The organism is Flectobacillus roseus, assembly GCF_030056595.1.
Taxonomy (GTDB): domain Bacteria; phylum Bacteroidota; class Bacteroidia; order Cytophagales; family Spirosomataceae; genus Flectobacillus; species Flectobacillus roseus.
On the sequence record NZ_JASHIF010000004.1, the window covers coordinates 130,992 to 148,298 of the forward strand.

Sequence of the window (17,307 nt, forward strand, 5' to 3'; positions counted from 1 at the left end):
GATGAATTGTACAAGGTTTTTCATTTTTAATGTATTTAGAAATTAAAAACGGCATAAAGAATATTTTGTCTTTATGCCGTTTTACTTAAAACTGAAAGTAAATAAATTGCGCAGGTGCCTGATACATACCCATGAATAAGGTAGCAAAGATAATTCCGTAATATAGTAGCCAACGAAACCAAAGTGGTTTTTGGCTAAGTCTTTCTCTAATATGAACTCCTCTTTGTGCCCAATGAACGCTTTCCATCATAATAAGTGCCAAGATGACCATTACAAAATTGAGTTCGCCTTTGTTGAGCATTACATTTTTGGCAAAAAACTCACCATTACTCAATTGGTTTATTTGATGTGGTAAATCAGTAAATAAGTGACTCACAATGTAAGATGCCGTTTGGAAGTCTTTGGCACGGAAAAAAATCCAAGCAAAACTTGTTAGTCCAAAAATCGTCAATACCTGAAGAATATTGTAGAAAATAGGCCAAGTGTTTAAGCCAATAGAACTCATAATTTTATTTCGAATACCCTTGGTTTGATTGGCGAAAATCAGATAAAAACCATGAATAGCTCCCCAAATAACAAAGTTCCAACTTGCACCATGCCAGATGCCACTTACTAGAAAAACGATAAATAAATTAAATTCTCGACGCCATTTTGAGACCCTGTTTCCACCTAGAGAGATGTACAAATAGTCCCTAAACCAAGTAGATAGTGAGATATGCCAGCGACGCCAAAATTCTGAAATAGTTTTTGAGAAATAAGGACGGTCAAAATTCTTCATCAATTCAAATCCCATCACCTGTGCTGAGCCTAAAGCAATATCTGAGTAACCCGAGAAATCACAGAATATTTGAATTGAAAACAAGCAAGTCGCAATAATTAATGGCAAACCTGTATATCCTTGCGGATGGTCATATACTTGTCCAACCATAGCAGCTAATCTATCGGCAATGACTACTTTCTTAAACATCCCCCAAGCCATTAGCTTGAGTCCATTGGTTACATTTTTATAGTCAAAATAATGTTCCTCATGAAATTGATGCAGTACATTTTGTGGACGCTCTATGGGGCCAGCTACCAGTTGTGGATAAAACATCACATAGAGTGAGTAAATCCCAAAATGTCTTTCTGCTTTTTGATTGCCTCGGTAAACCTCTATGGTGTAGCTCATTGCCTGAAAAGTATGAAATGACAAACCAATTGGTAGAAGTATTTCTAAATAAGGAATAGGATTTTGAAGCGCAAAACCTTTTAATAACCAAGTGATATTTTCGTTAATAAAATTATAATATTTAAAAACGGCTAAAACCCCAATATTGGCAATCAGACTCATTACCAGAAACCATTTTTGCCGACTACCCTCGCTTTGTTCTATCAATATACCCGCGTAGTAGTCAACGATGATGGTGAAGCCTAGAATAACCATGTAAATTGGTACAAATGCCATATAAAAATAGCAAGATGCTACTAAAAGCCACAACCATCTGAATTTGTGCGGTAACAAGAAATAGCCAATCGTCACGATTGGGAAAAACACTAAAAATTCTATTGAGTTAAAAAGCATAATGTAAAAAATACCTGTAGGGAAGTCCCCTACAGGTTGTTGATTTCTTCTTCTGAGAGTCCAGTGAGCATTTTGATATTTTCAATGCCTAAACCCATAATCTTTGCTTGACGAGCTATGTGCCTTTGTTCTTCTTTTTTTCCTTCTAAAATACCTTCTTGGATGCCTTTTTCCATTCCCTCTTTTAAACCCTCTTTCAAACCTTCCTGCATACCTTTTAAGAGTCCTTCCTCATGGGCTGTTTCGACAGCATAATCGTAGGTGGCTTTATTGTCTCTAAATACTTTAAGACTGTATTCGTATCGTTCCCAATCTTCCCTATCCATTTTGGCTAGTTCAGCGACTTGAAAAGCGTGAGTAAATACTTCATCTTTAAACAACTCTGGAATGTTCTGAAAGTCTTCGAGGTTTTTGATAAAATACAACCATTTATCTAGTCTTGTAGACAACTCATGTTCTTCTTTTTTGAAATTAGGCATTTCCAGATAGATATAAGTCAATTTATCATAAAAGACCTTTCCATGCTGATTTTTGAGATTGATGGTATGAACGACTTCTGATTTTTCAGGTTCAGATTCGTAATCATCAAAGGTGAAATCTAGTACTCCGATGCAGTACACCGCTTTTAGATTGTAGTTCCAAATACCTTTTTCTGCTTGTTCTCGAATCGGGAATGTGGAATAGTAAATGGTTCTTTCTCTGAAATAATTCTGTTTGGCTTTTTGCAACTCAACGATAAACTTTTCACCATTTTGATTTTCACAATAGATATCATAAATGGCTTTTCGGTCGTAGGGGGTAAAGCCTAATTGCTCATTGTTTTTGAAGGTGAGTTCTACGATTTGGTCTCTTTCGGGCAAAAGGGAGTTTAGGAAGTCAATAAGTTGTGGCTTACTGGCTTCTTCACCAAAGATTTTCTTGAAACCGAAGTCCGTAAATGGATTAAGATATTTTGCTTTCATGTTTGTAAAGGAGTAGTTCTAAAATTCAAAGTTAGACAATTTTTATGATTTACTCTTTATAAAGATAGAAGCTTGATTTTCATGGATTTGACCTAAAAGTCAAAACTGTCCAATAATTCTACAATCCGGTAGGTCCAAATCTTTCGTCCTTCTGCATTGGGGTGATTTTGAGAATCAAAATATAAAGCATCGTCCATGACACCCGTCAGACTATTTCCGATAATAGGACAAAATAAGGTGTTATTCAATACGCTTTCATACTGCTGAATAGCCTTCTGATTTTGTTCAAAATACCCTTGCGAGCAACTGCCTATTACCCAAAATAGTTTTGCTTGTTTTTGGGTGGCGTATCTATTAAAGCTATTTACTTCTTCGATTTGTTGATTTAGGGTACTATCTACTACTAATGCTGGTAACGAATTCTTGAAATAGGGGGGCTGGCCCAAATGCGAAACTAAATCACCTTTTGAGTCAAAGCCTCGACTGGTATACACATTACTAAAAGAAGATTCTTTAGAAAAATGAGCCATATCCCATAGGCTTAAAAAAAAAGACCTTGAAATGTACCAATAATAGGCTAGATGCCCACTCAAACGTTCTGAAAGGGTAAATGAGGAACGCCAATCACGAGCCTCTGACAGATAGTCTCCCGTAATTAATTGTGGAAGAAGGTTTCCTTTTTGAGAAGTCTGATAATCGACGACCAATAATACAATATCGTTTGGTTGAAGATGACCTTCGAGCTGTTTTAGCATAAAACTACTACCCAAATCAGAGTCAAGTGCCATGTTTACCACAGGCAAATTAAAGTCATTATGTAAAATAGTGCTATTGATGCCAAAAGCAGCGGATGAGCTACCTGTAATGATGATTCGAGGCGAAGGCGTTTCTTCTAAAAGCTTCTGCTTTTGAAGAATTGCGGCATGATAACAGTTTTTTGAAGAAGGTATTACGTTGAGATAAGTAAACACAATTAACCATAGAAACACTAAAGCTCCTACTAGGTACTTTAAGATTTTTAAGATGCTTGGGTACAGGTTATATGCGTACTCTAAATACTTCACAGAGTCGATGTGTCAGAAAATACAATGCGTTGATTTGACAAAAATAGCATAATATCACAGATGCCAACCTATTTCTTTTCAAAATAAAACAGAATGCTATTGGATGCTTAATTTATATTAAATGAGTGGATGTTTGAGGATACGGAACATTTGTTTTTTATTTGTAGATTGAAAAGTAAACGTAATAAGTTTTAACCTTCGTTATGATTTCATAATCTGCCAACAAACTTTGTTTGTAGATTTGAATGTACCATTAATGTTTTTTAGAAAATCTCAAAAAACATCCCTACGATAAAAGCTTTAACGCTTGAAATATTTGAATTATGACTAATTTTCCTAGATATATCTCCAATCGTATTCAGAATACAGCATCTCAATCTTTTTCGGCTACAGTTACCAAAATCGGCATTGGCAGCATCGCTCTAGGATTGATGGTTATGATTATTGCTTTTGGAATATTGTTTGGCTTCAAGGATGCCATCCGACAAAAGCTTTTTAGCATTACCCCTCACATTCGTGTAGCTAAATTTTCAGCCAATGAATCTTATGAGGAATATCCTATTACGAAACAAACTGACTTGTATCGTCATTATAAAAATATTCCCGACATCAAACATTTACAGGTTTCGGCTCAGAAAGCAGGTATTTTGAAGACTCCTGAAGAAATGCTAGGCGTAGTAATGAAAGGAATCAGTCGTGATTTTGATACTACCAACTTTCACTCGGTGATGATTGCAGGAAAGCCGATTCAGTTCAATGATACGACTTATTCAAAAGATATTTTGATTAGTAAAATCATTGCCGATAAACTCAAATTGAATGTAGGTGACAATGCGATTATTTACTTTTTGAATGCACCAGATCGTCCTAGAAAATTGAATGTTTCTGGAATCTATGAAACAGGCTTAGAAGAATTTGATAAAACCCTGATTATTGGCGATTTGGGATTGATTCAAAAAATAAATGGCTGGGGAGCAGATTCTGTTGGAGCTTATGAGATTTATTTGAAAGATTTTGATGCCATACAAGCTTCCTCAAAAGTAGTTCAGGATAAGATGCAGCCTGATATGAAGCTTGAAAAAGTGACAGATAAGTTTATGGGTTTGTTTGATTGGTTAGGAATGTTGGATCGCAATATGGTGATTTTTCTTACCTTAATCTTATTTGTGGCTTGCTTCAACATGATTTCAATATTGTTGGTACTCATGATGGAACGTACTCCAATGATCGGACTTTTTAAAGCACTTGGTAGTTCCAACTGGCAAATTCGTAAGATATTTCTTTGGAGTGGCTTTTTGATGATTTTTAAAGGAATGGTTTATGGAAATATTATTGGTATCGGCTTTTGTCTTATTCAACAACATTTTAAACTAATTCCCCTTGATCCTGCCAACTACTACATGAACACCGTCCCAATAACCATGAATTGGGGTGTCATTATGCTTCTTAATCTTGCAACGGTTTCTTTAGTGTTGTTTGTTTTATTGATTCCTACCTTTGTAATAACAAGGATTCAACCAATCAAAGCTATAATTTTTAAGAAGTAAAAAAGATTGATTGTGACTTTTTCATGAGTAATCGTCTGATAAAATAGAAGGTACATATTCCTTCCTGCTATTATTGATCACTTAAACAGTATCCTCATGAAAAAGTTCTCTTTGGCTGTATTGGCTATTTTTATAGCCAACTGTTTTCCTATTTCCTCTATTTCACAAGCACAAACTTTACCTTGGAGTATTGGTGTAAAGACTGGATTTGGTTCTATTATCGGCGACGGACAAGCATTTACAGGTAGTTTGACCTATGGTATGTTTATCGAAAAAAGAATGACAGAAAAGTTTTCGCTAAATGCTAGTTTTGATTTCGGTTCGATTGCGACTAATGCTTATTCTGGCTATACATATACAGGCAAAACAAGCTTTTTCCAGACCGCAGTTTTAGCCAAATACCAATTGGGAAAAGGAGAGGGGAAAAAGCCAACATTTTCTCCATTTGTTGGTTTGGGAGTGATTGCTTACAATCCAAAGGTTAGCCAAAATGGTACAGTCATTCGCTATGCTGATGGTACAGCAAGCAGTCCTGAAGGGGTAAATGACTTGATAATTCCATTTGGATTTGAGGTAGGTTTTAAACTTTCAGAAAAAGCAAAACTTTCGTTTGTAGCACAATCAGGATTTGCCTTTACCGATCGCTTGAATGGCACAGTAGGGGTAAGTAATCCTTCTGCTAGCATGCCAGATGGGCATAAGTTTGTAGGTAAAATTAGTGATGTTTCAGGGGCTTCAAGTAATGACTTTACAAGTTTTTTAGGTCTTAAATTAGGATTTTCTATTGGTGATAAAACTGATAAATAATTGATGTAGGATTACGTATAAGGGGATAGGGTGCTTACTTTATCCCCTTTTTGTATGTAATACTAATTCAAAAAAGAGTAAAATAGCTTCATTGGAAAGCGCTTCAAAGTCCACCATATCGACTGAATTTAGCAATAGCGCATCTTCTGCGTGCAATAGTCTATCTTGAACCTCGAAAGCTCCATCAACCACATATACTAAGACATCTTTATGGTTATTGCTTAACGATAATTCACCTTTTTGTCTTCCATCAAACTGTCCTATCCACGATGAAGTTGAAATTGGCATCAATTGATTTTTACTCGCCTGAATCGAAATGTCGTTGAGTTCTTCAGCTAACACGGTTGAATATTTTGCAATAAAAAACGTAACTATTTCATCCTGATAAGGATTAAGTATCTCCGAATAAATATCTGCTTGTAATGTAAATGATTGGTTTTCTTCAATACTTTTTTGCCCCACTCGGGTGTTTTCTACAAGTAGGTCACCTATGTAGGGAATAATCAAAATAGAATGAGTGGAGGAAACAGGTAAGCTTAAAGTACTATTTGGTAAAAGCAATACTTTTTCTACGTATTCTAAAACATAATCTTGGGTATCACTCTTGTCCCAAATATGTGTCTTGTGAAAAGTTGGGGTTTGCGTATGTGGTTGCATCTCAGATAATATGATGCGGCCTTCAGTCTGTGTAATCATAGCTAGTTAGGTATTGGAGTAGCTTTAAACGAACTAATATTAAGCAATGGCTGCAATGCAATCAAGTCGGTTTCGTGTTCTTCTTGAAGATCGGTCGAATGACTTACCAAGAGCTGGTTAGCAATGGTATCTATCCACAAAAGTGGTTTGCTGTAAAAATAGATAGCTATTTTGTGTTGCTGTTTGTCGCTGATATGGGATTGAATAATTTCAAACCTGAAATTTTCAAATGATAAACAAAGCTTCCCGAACGCATTAGTGATTTCAGGAACAATACCATTAAGCTGTTGAATGTACCCAACTGCAGCGGTACTAACCAAAAATTGAAGCTTTTCTGCTTGCGGATTTTTCTCAAGAATTTCGTGATATGTTTTAAGTTTTCCTTCTTGATGATATAATTGCGCTTGCATAAAAAACTCTTGATGGGTATCCTCAAATACATACTTGTCCCAAAGCTTGGTAGAGTTGGCGTCTATGATTTTACGATAACATAGTTGAATGATTCCTTTGGACATGGTTGGATTTTTATTAGTGAAAAGGGATAAGGCACTGAGGCACAAAGTGTTTTTTAGGGGTTTGTGTATAGTTGTTAGTTTGGCAAAAAGTAGAAAAAAATGTTTAACACCGAGTAGATAGGGTGTGTAGCAATTTTTTCTACTTGCCTCTTGCCTCTTGCCTCTTGCCTCTTGCCTCTTGCCTCTTGCCTTATGCTGAAACTACAATATTATGTGTTAAGACATAGCCGTCGGTGGTATTACCTGTAACGGTTGACATTTCATAAGTTACACCATCACCAAAGACGTTATCTTTTGCGTTGGTAGTATCAGCTTGTCCGTGACTAGCATATACACCTTGAGCATATACAATTTTAGAAATATCCTCTGGAAATGCAATTTGGGTAACTAACAATGACGTTCCCGAACTATTGTATACATGCACGTGGATGTGTGGCGCTCTACTAGAATACCAGCCTGGGTAAATACTGGTAAAAGTAACCAAACCCGTACTGTCTGTAACTTGGCGACCTCTTAGAAAGTGTACTGTCGTATAATTCGTAGCTTGCATACCAGTGCCACCATATTCTGAATAATTACCAGCAGCATCACAGTGCCAAATATCTACAATAGCATTTGCTAAACCAGCACAACTTGCATTCTTGTTTTGGATGTTAATCTTAATCGTAAGTTTGGTTCCTGTACGGTCTGAGGTAATATTACTTTGTACCAAAGATGAAGGAGTTTTTGTAGGAAATGGTCCTTCTGTTTCAGATGGAGTACTAGTACAGCTTGTATTGGTGGAGCCGCTGGTTGTGGTTGACGATGAGCTAGAGCTACTAGAGCTTGAGGTAGGATCCACACTGTCGGTTTTGCATGCTACGATTTGTGCTGTTACTAAACCCAAACCTGCTCTTTTCAAAAAATCAATTCTTTTCATAACACAGTTGTTTATTAGATTCGATACCTATTTTCGAGATATGTCTTGTTGTTTACTTTCATGACCTAATTTATTCATGAAGCGTTACGAAAGGGCATATTTTTGAGGTAAACACTAACAATGTGTCGGTGAAAGATATGTTTTGAAAAAAAATAAACGGATTCCTACAAGAGTACTTTTAGTCTAACCCTTTTAACCTTGCCAATAAAACCTTTTCATATGTGGGTCCCAGTGGAATTTCGAAATTGGGTAAATACACCACTTTATTCCGCAAGGCTTTAATTTTATGGAAAGAAATAATATAGGATTTATGAACTCTGACAAACAGTTTTTCAGGCAATTTGAGTTGTAAGTTTTTCAACGTCATACGAGCAACAATGGGTTTGCCTGTTGTACAATGAATTTTGACATAATCATCGAGGGCTTCTACCAAAATAATATCTTCAAAAGCAATTTGATGTAAACTATAGTCGGCTCTGATTTGGAGGTATTCAGGTATATTTTCTTCTTCTTGGGTGCTCAATATTTTTTCATAATATAATAGTGCTTTTTGACAAGCTTGCTCAAAACGTTCGGGCGTGATGGGTTTTAGTAAATAATCAATCGCTTGGAGGTTGAAGCCTTCCAAGGCAAATTCACTAAAAGCTGTTGTAAAAATGAGCATTACAGGTTGTGAAATTGAAATACTTTTGAAAAAATCAATGCCAGAAATTGTGGGCATATTGATGTCTAGAAAAAGTAAATCAACAGGGTTGTTTTGTAAAAAAGCAGTGGCTTCGGAAGGCTTGGTAAAAGTTTGTACAAGATTGATATTAGGATTCTGCTTGCACAAGCTACCTATTACCTTCAAAGCTGGTGGTTCGTCGTCGAGGGCTATGGCTTTTAATGTTGGCATTTAAAAAGGGTTTAGTAGCAGTATTGGGCATTAATCTTGTTGGAAAGGTTTCAGACTATCCATGTCGGATGGGTAACCTACTTTTTTATATGAAAAACAAAGGCATTCGATTACATTTCCAAAATCTTCAATAGTTTGAAATCCTTCGTGCAACACTAATTTTGAGTCAATTATTTATTCAACTCCAACGATAAGGATACCGAAAAAAGATGACTATTATTATTGATGATCAAACAATTTTTGTTGGGGTAATTCAACTCCAATCGTTGCTGTGTGTTCTGTAAACCTAGTCCAGTGCTTTCTTTGGGTAAAATGTTGGGGTGGATTTTATTTTCTACTAAAAGAGTTAAATGCTGTTCTTGGATACTCAGATGTATCTTAATTGGAGAATCATCTTCTGGAGAAATTCCATATTTAAAAGCATTTTCAATAATCGAAATCAGCAACAATGGAGCAATTTTTAAGGATTGGCTATTTCCTTCTATCTTAAAATCAATTTGAGCGGTATCTCCCAATCTTAATTCTTGAAGAGCAACATAGTTTTTGATATAGTTAATCTCTTTTTCCAAATCAACCAAATCTGCATGGGCATCCGAAATCACATAGCGCATCATATTGGATAACTGCAAAACTGCTTTGCCTGATTGTGGAGCCTCTTCTTCAATACACATGGCATAAACACTATTGAGAGAATTGAATAGAAAATGTGGGTGAATTTGTGCTTTGAGATACTTGAGTTCAGCATCGGTTTTGGCTTGCGTCAGCGCATACTGAAACTGTCGAGTACGGAACAAGGTTGTGAAAAGAATACCCAGCAGATATAAAATTACAGATTTTCCAAAATCAAAAATAATACCTGGGGGATTCATAGGATTATGTCCACCCATCGGAGGGCGATGCGGTCCTTGAGACAGTAAATGCGGGGGAGGAGGCAATAGGTTATTTTGCGATTCGCCAAGAATAATAGGCCAATTGATTTGGTTTGAAATAACATAAATAAAACCAAATAGAAATAGTAAGATACCTAAAAATGAAAGATATTTCTCGGTCAGATATAGGCGAGGTGTAAACCAATAATAGTTGGCATAAAAGCAACCAAACATAAGGGTGTACGAAAAGAGATTACTCAATTCGTGTGGATTACGTTTGAGCATTTCCCAAGCTAAAAGGTCTTCGGGAGTAAATATATAAATCAGTCCAATAAACGAAAGGACTGGAATACTTTGCAATAGAATGGTCGAAAGTCGCTGTTTCATATTGCAAAGTATTGATAATTTCTTAGATGCTCAAAACTCCTATTTTACAATCCAACGATTGAGGGTATTGTGTGGACTTTCTAGTACAATTTTGTAGAAACTTGAAGCAGGAATATCTTTGATAATCAAATGCTCCTGAGTCAAATCTGTCGTTCCGATTAATTGGTATTGATCTTCGCCACCTTCTTCAAAATGGTTGGTTGTACTTAACCAGACTTTCATTTTACCTTGTTTTTCTAGAGCTTTCCAAGATACTTCCAATTGCTTATCAAGAAGTTTTACTTCTGGCAAAATAGCTGAAACAGGTTTGTTAAGAGCCACGCCATCTATTTCAAAAGCTTGTTTTTCGGGAAACTTAATATTCATAAAATGCGCAATACTTGGCATAATATCAACGACTGCTGGCTGGTAATCCTTAAAATAAGTATTAAGATTTTGGGCATTGGTCGTCATCCAAGTGGTGCGTTCACGTTCTGATTGTCCTCCGTGATTACGACCTGTTTGTGCATCGCGTCCGTGGTCAGTTGTGATAAAGATTAACCATTTTTCTTTATGCTTTTTCTCTCTTTCTTGAATCGCCGACCACACTTTTCCTACTTGTTGATCTACATATTCGATGGCCTTTTGCATTTGTGGGCTATCACCATATTTGTGCCCCATATCATCTGAGTATTCCATGTATAGCCAAGTCATATCTGGAGCATTTTCAAGAATACCTTTTTGTGCATCATCGCTCACTTTTTCATCAATCTGATGAATATACCAACGCTCTTTGTCATGCTTATAAGTCGCAGTATCTAACTCATGACCATCAGAATGGTAGTCAACTTTGAGTTGCTTGGTTTGTGCCAAACCATCGCCGACGAGCTTGGTACGATTGTCAAGCCAAGTAGAATATACCGCAATTTTTTTCTGAGGATACTGTTCTTTGAAGAATCTAAAAATAGTCCAATAATTATAATTAGGAGCTTTGATATCGTTGTCCCATACGTTGTGTTTGTTGACCCATGTACCTGTCAAAAGACTATTGTATCCAACCGCAGAAATCGTTGGAGTCTGAGAATAAGTTCCTTTTTGACCACCCACATAGGCACGTTTAAATCCGCCAACCTTAGCAATTGCCGAAAGGTTTGGAGTTTGTGCTTTTTCAATCACATCGGCAGGAATCCCATCTACAATGATAAATACCGCTTTCGGTGTTAATTTTTGAGCAAAAGAAAAAAGAGTATTTAAGAGAAAAAATGGAATGAGTAAACTGTATTTTTTCATAAAGGTAGTATCGTTATGGTAAGAAAATTGAGTAATGAAAAGTTTAAGCTACAAAATTGAGAAAGGAATGAGGTAATTTTCAAAAGGTTTGAATTAAGCTTAGATTAATTTAGCAATGTACTCATCTACAAAGAGTTTTTTATCTAATAGATAAAGCCTAAATTTGGCTGATATAACGAATAACCTATCATTTAATCTTAGAGTTTTTATTATATAATCTATTGGAAATGAAATATTTGTATTCATTTTTCTGAAATCCTATTGTTTGAGCCGCAGGCGAGTTTAGGATTTCTTGACTTTCTTTTGTTACTTTTCTCGTGTCAAGACAAGAAAAGTAAAGAGTGTCAAATAGAAATTTTGTTTGTTTCAACAAATGCCCAATGAAATTTTAAACATATCTCTTTCCTGCTTATATCATCAAAATACTAAAAATTCCATAGCCTCATGTTTATACTCAATGCCCAAAATTCGATAGCGAATCAATTTTTAGCAGAAATGCGAGACATCACTGTTCAAAACGACTCTATGCGATTCCGTAAGAATATGGAGCGTTTGGGTGAAATTTTGGCATATGAAATCTCAAAAACCTTAGACTATCAGCCAGCTACCGTACAAACGCCATTGGCAGAAGCATCAACAGCGTTATTGACTGAACAGCCTGTTTTGGTAGCAATTCTTCGAGCTAGTTTGCCTTTCTATCAAGGCTTTTTAAATCTATTTGACCAATCCGAAAATGCCTTCATTGGTGCCTATCGTGGCAAACACCGTGCCGACGAGACGTTTGATATTCAGATGGATTATCTGGCTTGTCCGTCCTTGGAGGGGAAAACCGTCATGCTCATTGACCCAATGCTTGCTACAGGTAAATCTTTGGTAAAATCTTACCAAGCATTATTACAATATGGAAAACCTGCCAAATTGATTATCGCAGCGGCCATAGCAGCACCTGAAGGATTGGCATATATTCAAGAACAAATCCCAGAAGCTTCGTTATTTGTCGGAGCTAAAGACGAACGCCTCAACGAAAAATTTTATATCATTCCTGGCCTTGGCGACGCTGGTGATTTGGCATACGGTGGGAAACTGTAAAGCCCAAAAACTGGGTGAAAGATAGAAAATTCCATCGGCAAGTACTCGTAGTTTGCTTGCTGATGGAATTTCAAAATTCTATTTCTCTATTGAAGCTTTTATAATTCTACTATATTAATTTTTCTCCATTTTACCCTGATTCCACCGCCAGAATGAATTTGTAAAGCAATAGAGCCTGAGCGAGAACCAATTTTTTCATCGTCAAGCGTAATCATTTCCACACCGTTGAGCCATGTGGTTACTTTATTGCCCACTACTTTGATTTTCATGGTATTCCATTCGCCCATTTTCAAGGCTTTGTCTTTTTCTTCAGCAGGTTTAATCAACCATCCTCTACCATACGATTCATAAATCCCTCCAGTTGAATGCCCCGGAGGAGCTACCTCTGCTTGCCAACCACTAATTTTGGTTCCTTCGATACTCGAATGAAAAAATACCCCACTATTACCATCGGCTTCTTGCAAAAATTGAAGGGTCAATTCAAAATCTTTGAAGGTTTTCTCTGTTGCCAGATAACCATATTCCTTGTCGGGTCCACTTTCGCAGATGAGTAATCCTTTCTCTACATACCATTTTTCGGTACCATAGATTTTCCAACCGCTAAGGTCTTTTTTGTTGAACAACGATTGCTTTTTTTGTGCCATACCAAAGCTGGCGCACGCTACCCACAGGAGTAGGAGGAGAGATACTTTTTTCATAGTTAAAATTGGGTATAAATTGAGTAAAAGAGATAAGTGACCAAGGAATGAAGCGCTGAAAATGTTCAATCGCTTTCAAACAAAGTGTCGCTTACTTGAAAGGAAAATTAAAAGATAGAACGTTATAGAATATCCTTTTCTGTGGTAGTATAAAAAAAGGCAAAGAGGAATATATCACATCTTTGCCTTTTCTTCAAAATTATCTTGTCAATCTATAAATCAAGATGGCAGTGCGCTTTATTAAGGCAGGGAGTTCCTTGATATTGAGGGTTTCGCCAGGAGCGTGAGCACCTTTGCCCGAAGCTCCCAATCCGTCTAAACAAGCTACATATTCTGCCACATACGAAATATCACCTGCACCTCTCGAACCCGGATCGCCAGCTTTTACTTCGCCATAGCCCAAATCTTTACTTACTTGATTGAGTTGTGCTAAAATTTGTTCATTGGCTGCCGTTGGCTCCATGGCAGGAATACCGTCTGAGAAACTAATCTCAGCTTTTGTCTCGGTAAGATTTTTGGCAACAATAGCCTTCATCACTTCACGAGCCTTATTTTTTTGGGTTTCTGTCAAAAAGCGTAAATCGCCATTTACGACAGTTTCGGGCGAAATAATATTGGTTTTTCCTACAGCTGAACCATTGGCTTTTCCTTCATGATAGTTGATTTCGGCACCACCCAAAATCATGCCAGGGTTAAAAGTGAGATATTTTTCGGAACTTAGTTGTTCTCTAAATTCATTCAAAATACGGGCAGCTTCGTAAATAGCCCCATAGCCTATTTCGGGACTAAATACTCTTGATGAATGTCCTGTTTTTCCGTAGGTTTTTAATGACCAACCACTCGCGCCACGACGAGCCGTAGCAACGGTGTGTAAGCCAACAGCCGTTTCGAACGCCAATGCTACATCATGTGTTTTGGCACGGTCAATAAAATCTTTACGACTCACAGAGGTTGGCTTGCCAGCACTTTCTTCATCGCCGGTAAAATACGCAGTGATGGTAGCATTATCTAATAATTTTTGAGCTTGTAGTGCTTGAAGTGCTGCTATGACCACGACATCACCACCTTTCATGTCATTGACCCCTTGTCCTGTTATGGTGGAGTCATTGATATAGGTATAGGGAGAAAACGTCATTTCCTTTTCAAAAACGGTATCTAAGTGTCCAATCAAGAAAAGCTTTTTACCTGCTTTCCCTTTTTTCTCAGCTACTAAATGCCCTGCTCTTTTGAGCGAATCAGGTAGGTTGACCCAAGTGGTGGCAAACCCAATTTTTTCAAATTCTTTTTTAAAAATATCACCTACTTGTTTTACCCCAGCAGTGTTGAGCGTGCCACTATTGATATTTACAGCATCTTTCAACAGTTGCTCAGTTTGAGCAAAATGGGCATCGATGTATTGAGCAATTTTTTGTTCGGTAGGGTTTAGTTTTTGTGCTTGTGCGCCAAAATTCAAGCCCAAAGCAAGGAGAGAGGGAAGTACGATTTTTTTCATCTAATTTAGAAAAGCGTTTGTTGGTTAAGAATTCAAATATCTAATATAGCTTATAATGGCTTTTTTGACAATAAAATAGGTTTTTTCAGCACTTACTTTAGTACATATTTTATTAGAAATTGATTATAAAATGTGTTAAATTAACTCTGAGTAAGTACTTTCGTCCTCTTTTTACGTTTTCTAGCTCCAACGCGTAATGATTGTTTCGTATCTGGACTTGAATTTCCTCCCCACTCACTGACTTAACTCAAGGCTTATGAGAATTTTATTAATAGAAGATGAGGTAAAAACGGTTAGAATTATCCAACAGGGTCTCGAAGAGCAACAATATGAAGTAGATGTTGCCTACGATGGTCCGATGGGTTTTCAGTTAGCCTCACGCCATCCTTACAGTTTGATTATTACTGATATTATTTTGCCAGGTTTTAATGGACTCGAACTTTGTAAAAAAATTCGGGAGGCCAAAATCGCCACACCTGTCTTGATGTTGACGGCATTAGGCACTACCGATGACAAAATTGTGGGTCTCGATGCTGGTGCCGACGATTATCTTGCAAAACCCTTTGAATTTCGAGAGTTGGTTGCACGTATTCGAGCACTTACACGTCGTGGTAGTGCGCCTTTGCAAACGACCAACGTACTCAAAATTGCTGACCTCGAAATGGATTTGGATATGAAGTCTGTAACAAGAGGAGGTAAAACGATTCCTTTGACAGCCAAGGAATTTGGTTTGCTAGAATATTTTATCCGCCATCAAGGACGTGTGATTTCGAAGGTAGAACTCGCCGAGAAAATTTGGGATGTAACCTTCGACACAGGTACTAATGTGATAGAAGTGTATGTGAATTTTTTACGTAAAAAAATCGATAAAGATTTTACTGTAAAACTCCTTCATACGCATATAGGCATGGGATACGTACTCAAGGTGATAAATTAGGGAAATCCTTCAGCAATCCAATTTATGAATATCCGTCTCAGACTCACATTTCAGTTTATCGCCCTTGTGACCGCCATTATGATTTTGTTTTCGGTTGGGGTATATTTTTTTAGTAAACTCTATTTAGAAAAACGTTTTTACAAACGTCTTCAAAATAGCGCTGTTACGACTGCCACCTTACTGTTTGAGATTCAGGCGGCAGATACCACGGTACTAAAACTGGTTAATATTTCTGATAAAGAAATACTGCACGATGAATCGGTTTCGGTCTATAGTCAGACTGACAATAAGTTTATTTTTTCAACTGAAAAAGGTAATGAGAAGATTCATGCGCAGGTGCTTCCTCGCGTAATAAGCACACAAGCGAGCAGTTATCTGATGGTAGATGATTATCAGGTTTTTGGGATGTCTATCCAATACAAAGGAAATAATCATTGGATTATAGTAAGTGCTGTTGATGAAGCAGGGAAAGAAGCATTGTCTGACTTGAGGAAGATTTTAATGATTATGACCTTGGTGGCTATTCTATTGGTGGGCTTGAGTGGATGGATTTTTGCTGATAAAGCGCTAGCGCCTATGTCGGCTATTACTAGGCAGGTTAACTCTATTTTTCCGAAAAATATTGGAAAAAGAGTTGAGCATCCCGACCGAGAAGATGAAATTGGGTTGTTGGTAGATACCTTCAACCGTTTGCTTGATCGGGTAGAACAAACCCTTTTGACGCAAAAAATATTCATTGCAAACGTTTCGCATGAGCTCAAAAATCCCTTAACTAAAATCTATTCACAGCTCGAAATTACTCTGCTACAGCCACGTTCGGTGGAGGTTTATCAAAAACTTTTGTCGTCTTTGAAAGATGATACCCGTACCCTAACACAGCTTACAAATACTTTACTGGATTTGGCAAATACTGTGGTAGATTCAAAAGCCATTGCCAAGACCTCAGTGCGAATGGATGAGCTACTTTGGGATGCCAAAAGTCAGGTTCAAAAATGGCATGAGGATTATCAAATTAATATTTCTTTCAATGATTTTCCTGAAGAAGAAGATACGCTGGTCATCAATGGTAACGAAGCTGCTCTGAAAGTGGTATTAATGAATTTGATGGATAATGCTTGTAAATTTTCAGAAAACAAGACCGTCAAAGTAGACTTTTCGACAAATGATTATTGGATAAAATTATCATTCTTTAACGACGGTCCAGCGATTCCTGCCAAAGACCTTCCCAATATTTTTGAACCGTTTTATAGGAGTAATGCCACTGCACAATCCGTGAAAGGACATGGCGTTGGGTTAACAATTGTACATCGAATTACTCAACTGCATAATGGACAAATAGATGTAGAATCGTCCTCAGAGGGAACTACTTTCCGTGTAAGTTTTCCAAGTATATTAATGCCAGTCCCATTGAGTGATTTGTGATTGAGTGTGTGAGAGATTGTTTTAAAAATGGTAAAGACATTATACTTTAGGTCTAATAACCGATTAAAATCAAAAAGTGGTTAGGGAATCAATTTCTGACCACTTTTTGATTTTAATCGGTTAAAGGACACATTCTGATAAAGTTTTGAAAGGTATTTTGGAATAATTTCGTCAACTA

At 37.0% G+C, this 17,307-nt stretch carries 16 protein-coding genes; 5 read left to right on the forward strand and 11 right to left on the reverse strand.

Annotated elements, in window-relative coordinates:
• Positions 1 to 85 precede the first annotated feature (85 nt).
• The 3 genes from QM524_RS05300 to QM524_RS05310 form a co-directional block, all read right to left on the reverse strand.
• Complete coding sequence (locus QM524_RS05300) at positions 86 to 1,561, reverse strand: MBOAT family O-acyltransferase (RefSeq protein WP_283343787.1); 1,476 nt, start codon at positions 1,559 to 1,561, stop codon at positions 86 to 88.
• Positions 1,562 to 1,590: 29 nt separating this feature from the next.
• Positions 1,591 to 2,523, reverse strand: a complete 933-nt coding sequence (locus QM524_RS05305) for an Rpn family recombination-promoting nuclease/putative transposase (protein ID WP_283343788.1) — start codon at positions 2,521 to 2,523, stop codon at positions 1,591 to 1,593.
• A 92-nt stretch (positions 2,524 to 2,615) separates the two neighbouring features.
• Positions 2,616 to 3,494, reverse strand: coding sequence for a hypothetical protein (locus QM524_RS05310; protein WP_283343789.1), 879 nt, complete (start codon positions 3,492 to 3,494; stop codon positions 2,616 to 2,618).
• Between the two features lie 416 nt (positions 3,495 to 3,910).
• On the opposite strand from QM524_RS05310, the gene QM524_RS05315 reads away from it, so the two are divergent.
• Together QM524_RS05315 and QM524_RS05320 are read left to right on the forward strand one after the other, a co-directional pair.
• Positions 3,911 to 5,134: an ABC transporter permease gene (locus tag QM524_RS05315; protein WP_283343790.1), complete on the forward strand. Its 1,224-nt coding sequence runs from the start codon at positions 3,911 to 3,913 to the stop codon at positions 5,132 to 5,134.
• A gap of 96 nt (positions 5,135 to 5,230) precedes the next feature.
• Positions 5,231 to 5,941, forward strand: a complete 711-nt coding sequence (locus QM524_RS05320; RefSeq protein WP_166579034.1) for a porin family protein — start codon at positions 5,231 to 5,233, stop codon at positions 5,939 to 5,941.
• Between the two features lie 39 nt (positions 5,942 to 5,980).
• On the opposite strand, the gene QM524_RS05325 is transcribed toward QM524_RS05320, so the two are convergent.
• From QM524_RS05325 to QM524_RS05350, 6 genes are all read right to left on the reverse strand, one after another.
• Positions 5,981 to 6,637 (reverse strand): pirin family protein, encoded by a 657-nt coding sequence (locus QM524_RS05325; protein WP_283343791.1) that lies wholly within the window; start codon positions 6,635 to 6,637, stop codon positions 5,981 to 5,983.
• A 2-nt stretch (positions 6,638 to 6,639) separates the two neighbouring features.
• Positions 6,640 to 7,152, reverse strand: coding sequence for a hypothetical protein (locus tag QM524_RS05330; RefSeq protein WP_283343792.1), 513 nt, complete (start codon positions 7,150 to 7,152; stop codon positions 6,640 to 6,642).
• Positions 7,153 to 7,342: 190 nt separating this feature from the next.
• Positions 7,343 to 8,071 carry a dioxygenase family protein gene (locus QM524_RS05335; RefSeq protein WP_283343793.1) on the reverse strand — a complete coding sequence of 243 codons (729 nt, stop codon included), beginning with the start codon at positions 8,069 to 8,071 and terminating at the stop codon, positions 7,343 to 7,345.
• A 178-nt stretch (positions 8,072 to 8,249) separates the two neighbouring features.
• A complete protein-coding gene (locus tag QM524_RS05340) occupies positions 8,250 to 8,966 on the reverse strand; it encodes a LytR/AlgR family response regulator transcription factor (protein WP_166579030.1) in 717 nt (238 codons plus the stop codon).
• Positions 8,967 to 9,136: 170 nt separating this feature from the next.
• Complete coding sequence (locus QM524_RS05345) at positions 9,137 to 10,222, reverse strand: sensor histidine kinase (RefSeq protein ID WP_283343794.1); 1,086 nt, start codon at positions 10,220 to 10,222, stop codon at positions 9,137 to 9,139.
• 39 nt (positions 10,223 to 10,261) lie between these two features.
• On the reverse strand, positions 10,262 to 11,491 hold the full coding sequence (locus tag QM524_RS05350; RefSeq protein WP_283343795.1) for an alkaline phosphatase family protein: 1,230 nt from the start codon (positions 11,489 to 11,491) through the stop codon (positions 10,262 to 10,264).
• Between the two features lie 444 nt (positions 11,492 to 11,935).
• On the opposite strand from QM524_RS05350, the gene upp reads away from it, so the two are divergent.
• Positions 11,936 to 12,580, forward strand: coding sequence for a uracil phosphoribosyltransferase (gene upp / locus QM524_RS05355; RefSeq protein WP_095161848.1), 645 nt, complete (start codon positions 11,936 to 11,938; stop codon positions 12,578 to 12,580).
• A gap of 98 nt (positions 12,581 to 12,678) precedes the next feature.
• On the opposite strand, the gene QM524_RS05360 is transcribed toward upp, so the two are convergent.
• Both QM524_RS05360 and QM524_RS05365 read right to left on the reverse strand, forming a co-directional pair.
• Entirely contained in the window at positions 12,679 to 13,278 is a 600-nt protein-coding gene (locus tag QM524_RS05360) for a 3-keto-disaccharide hydrolase (protein WP_283343796.1), read from the reverse strand.
• A gap of 199 nt (positions 13,279 to 13,477) precedes the next feature.
• Positions 13,478 to 14,770 carry a M20/M25/M40 family metallo-hydrolase gene (locus QM524_RS05365; protein WP_283343797.1) on the reverse strand — a complete coding sequence of 431 codons (1,293 nt, stop codon included), beginning with the start codon at positions 14,768 to 14,770 and terminating at the stop codon, positions 13,478 to 13,480.
• 256 nt (positions 14,771 to 15,026) lie between these two features.
• On the opposite strand from QM524_RS05365, the gene QM524_RS05370 reads away from it, so the two are divergent.
• Together QM524_RS05370 and QM524_RS05375 are read left to right on the forward strand one after the other, a co-directional pair.
• A complete protein-coding gene (locus tag QM524_RS05370) occupies positions 15,027 to 15,707 on the forward strand; it encodes a response regulator (RefSeq protein WP_166579024.1) in 681 nt (226 codons plus the stop codon).
• A 24-nt stretch (positions 15,708 to 15,731) separates the two neighbouring features.
• Positions 15,732 to 17,129 carry a HAMP domain-containing sensor histidine kinase gene (locus tag QM524_RS05375; RefSeq protein WP_283343798.1) on the forward strand — a complete coding sequence of 466 codons (1,398 nt, stop codon included), beginning with the start codon at positions 15,732 to 15,734 and terminating at the stop codon, positions 17,127 to 17,129.
• The last annotated feature ends 178 nt before the right edge of the window (positions 17,130 to 17,307 follow it).

Bases quoted from the DNA above. Each gene is read 5' to 3' on its own strand.
- QM524_RS05340 (WP_166579030.1), bottom strand. From the start codon at position 8,966: ATGCCAACATTAAAAGCCATAGCCCTCGACGACGAACCACCAGCTTTG.
- upp (WP_095161848.1), top strand. From the start codon at position 11,936: ATGTTTATACTCAATGCCCAAAATTCGATAGCGAATCAATTTTTAGCA.
- QM524_RS05350 (WP_283343795.1), bottom strand. From the start codon at position 11,491: ATGAAAAAATACAGTTTACTCATTCCATTTTTTCTCTTAAATACTCTT.
- QM524_RS05320 (WP_166579034.1), top strand. From the start codon at position 5,231: ATGAAAAAGTTCTCTTTGGCTGTATTGGCTATTTTTATAGCCAACTGT.
- QM524_RS05315 (WP_283343790.1), top strand. From the start codon at position 3,911: ATGACTAATTTTCCTAGATATATCTCCAATCGTATTCAGAATACAGCA.
- QM524_RS05305 (WP_283343788.1), bottom strand. From the start codon at position 2,523: ATGAAAGCAAAATATCTTAATCCATTTACGGACTTCGGTTTCAAGAAA.
- QM524_RS05360 (WP_283343796.1), bottom strand. From the start codon at position 13,278: ATGAAAAAAGTATCTCTCCTCCTACTCCTGTGGGTAGCGTGCGCCAGC.
- QM524_RS05325 (WP_283343791.1), bottom strand. From the start codon at position 6,637: ATGATTACACAGACTGAAGGCCGCATCATATTATCTGAGATGCAACCA.
- QM524_RS05345 (WP_283343794.1), bottom strand. From the start codon at position 10,222: ATGAAACAGCGACTTTCGACCATTCTATTGCAAAGTATTCCAGTCCTT.
- QM524_RS05330 (WP_283343792.1), bottom strand. From the start codon at position 7,152: ATGTCCAAAGGAATCATTCAACTATGTTATCGTAAAATCATAGACGCC.
- QM524_RS05375 (WP_283343798.1), top strand. From the start codon at position 15,732: ATGAATATCCGTCTCAGACTCACATTTCAGTTTATCGCCCTTGTGACC.
- QM524_RS05300 (WP_283343787.1), bottom strand. From the start codon at position 1,561: ATGCTTTTTAACTCAATAGAATTTTTAGTGTTTTTCCCAATCGTGACG.
- QM524_RS05365 (WP_283343797.1), bottom strand. From the start codon at position 14,770: ATGAAAAAAATCGTACTTCCCTCTCTCCTTGCTTTGGGCTTGAATTTT.
- QM524_RS05370 (WP_166579024.1), top strand. From the start codon at position 15,027: ATGAGAATTTTATTAATAGAAGATGAGGTAAAAACGGTTAGAATTATC.
- QM524_RS05335 (WP_283343793.1), bottom strand. From the start codon at position 8,071: ATGAAAAGAATTGATTTTTTGAAAAGAGCAGGTTTGGGTTTAGTAACA.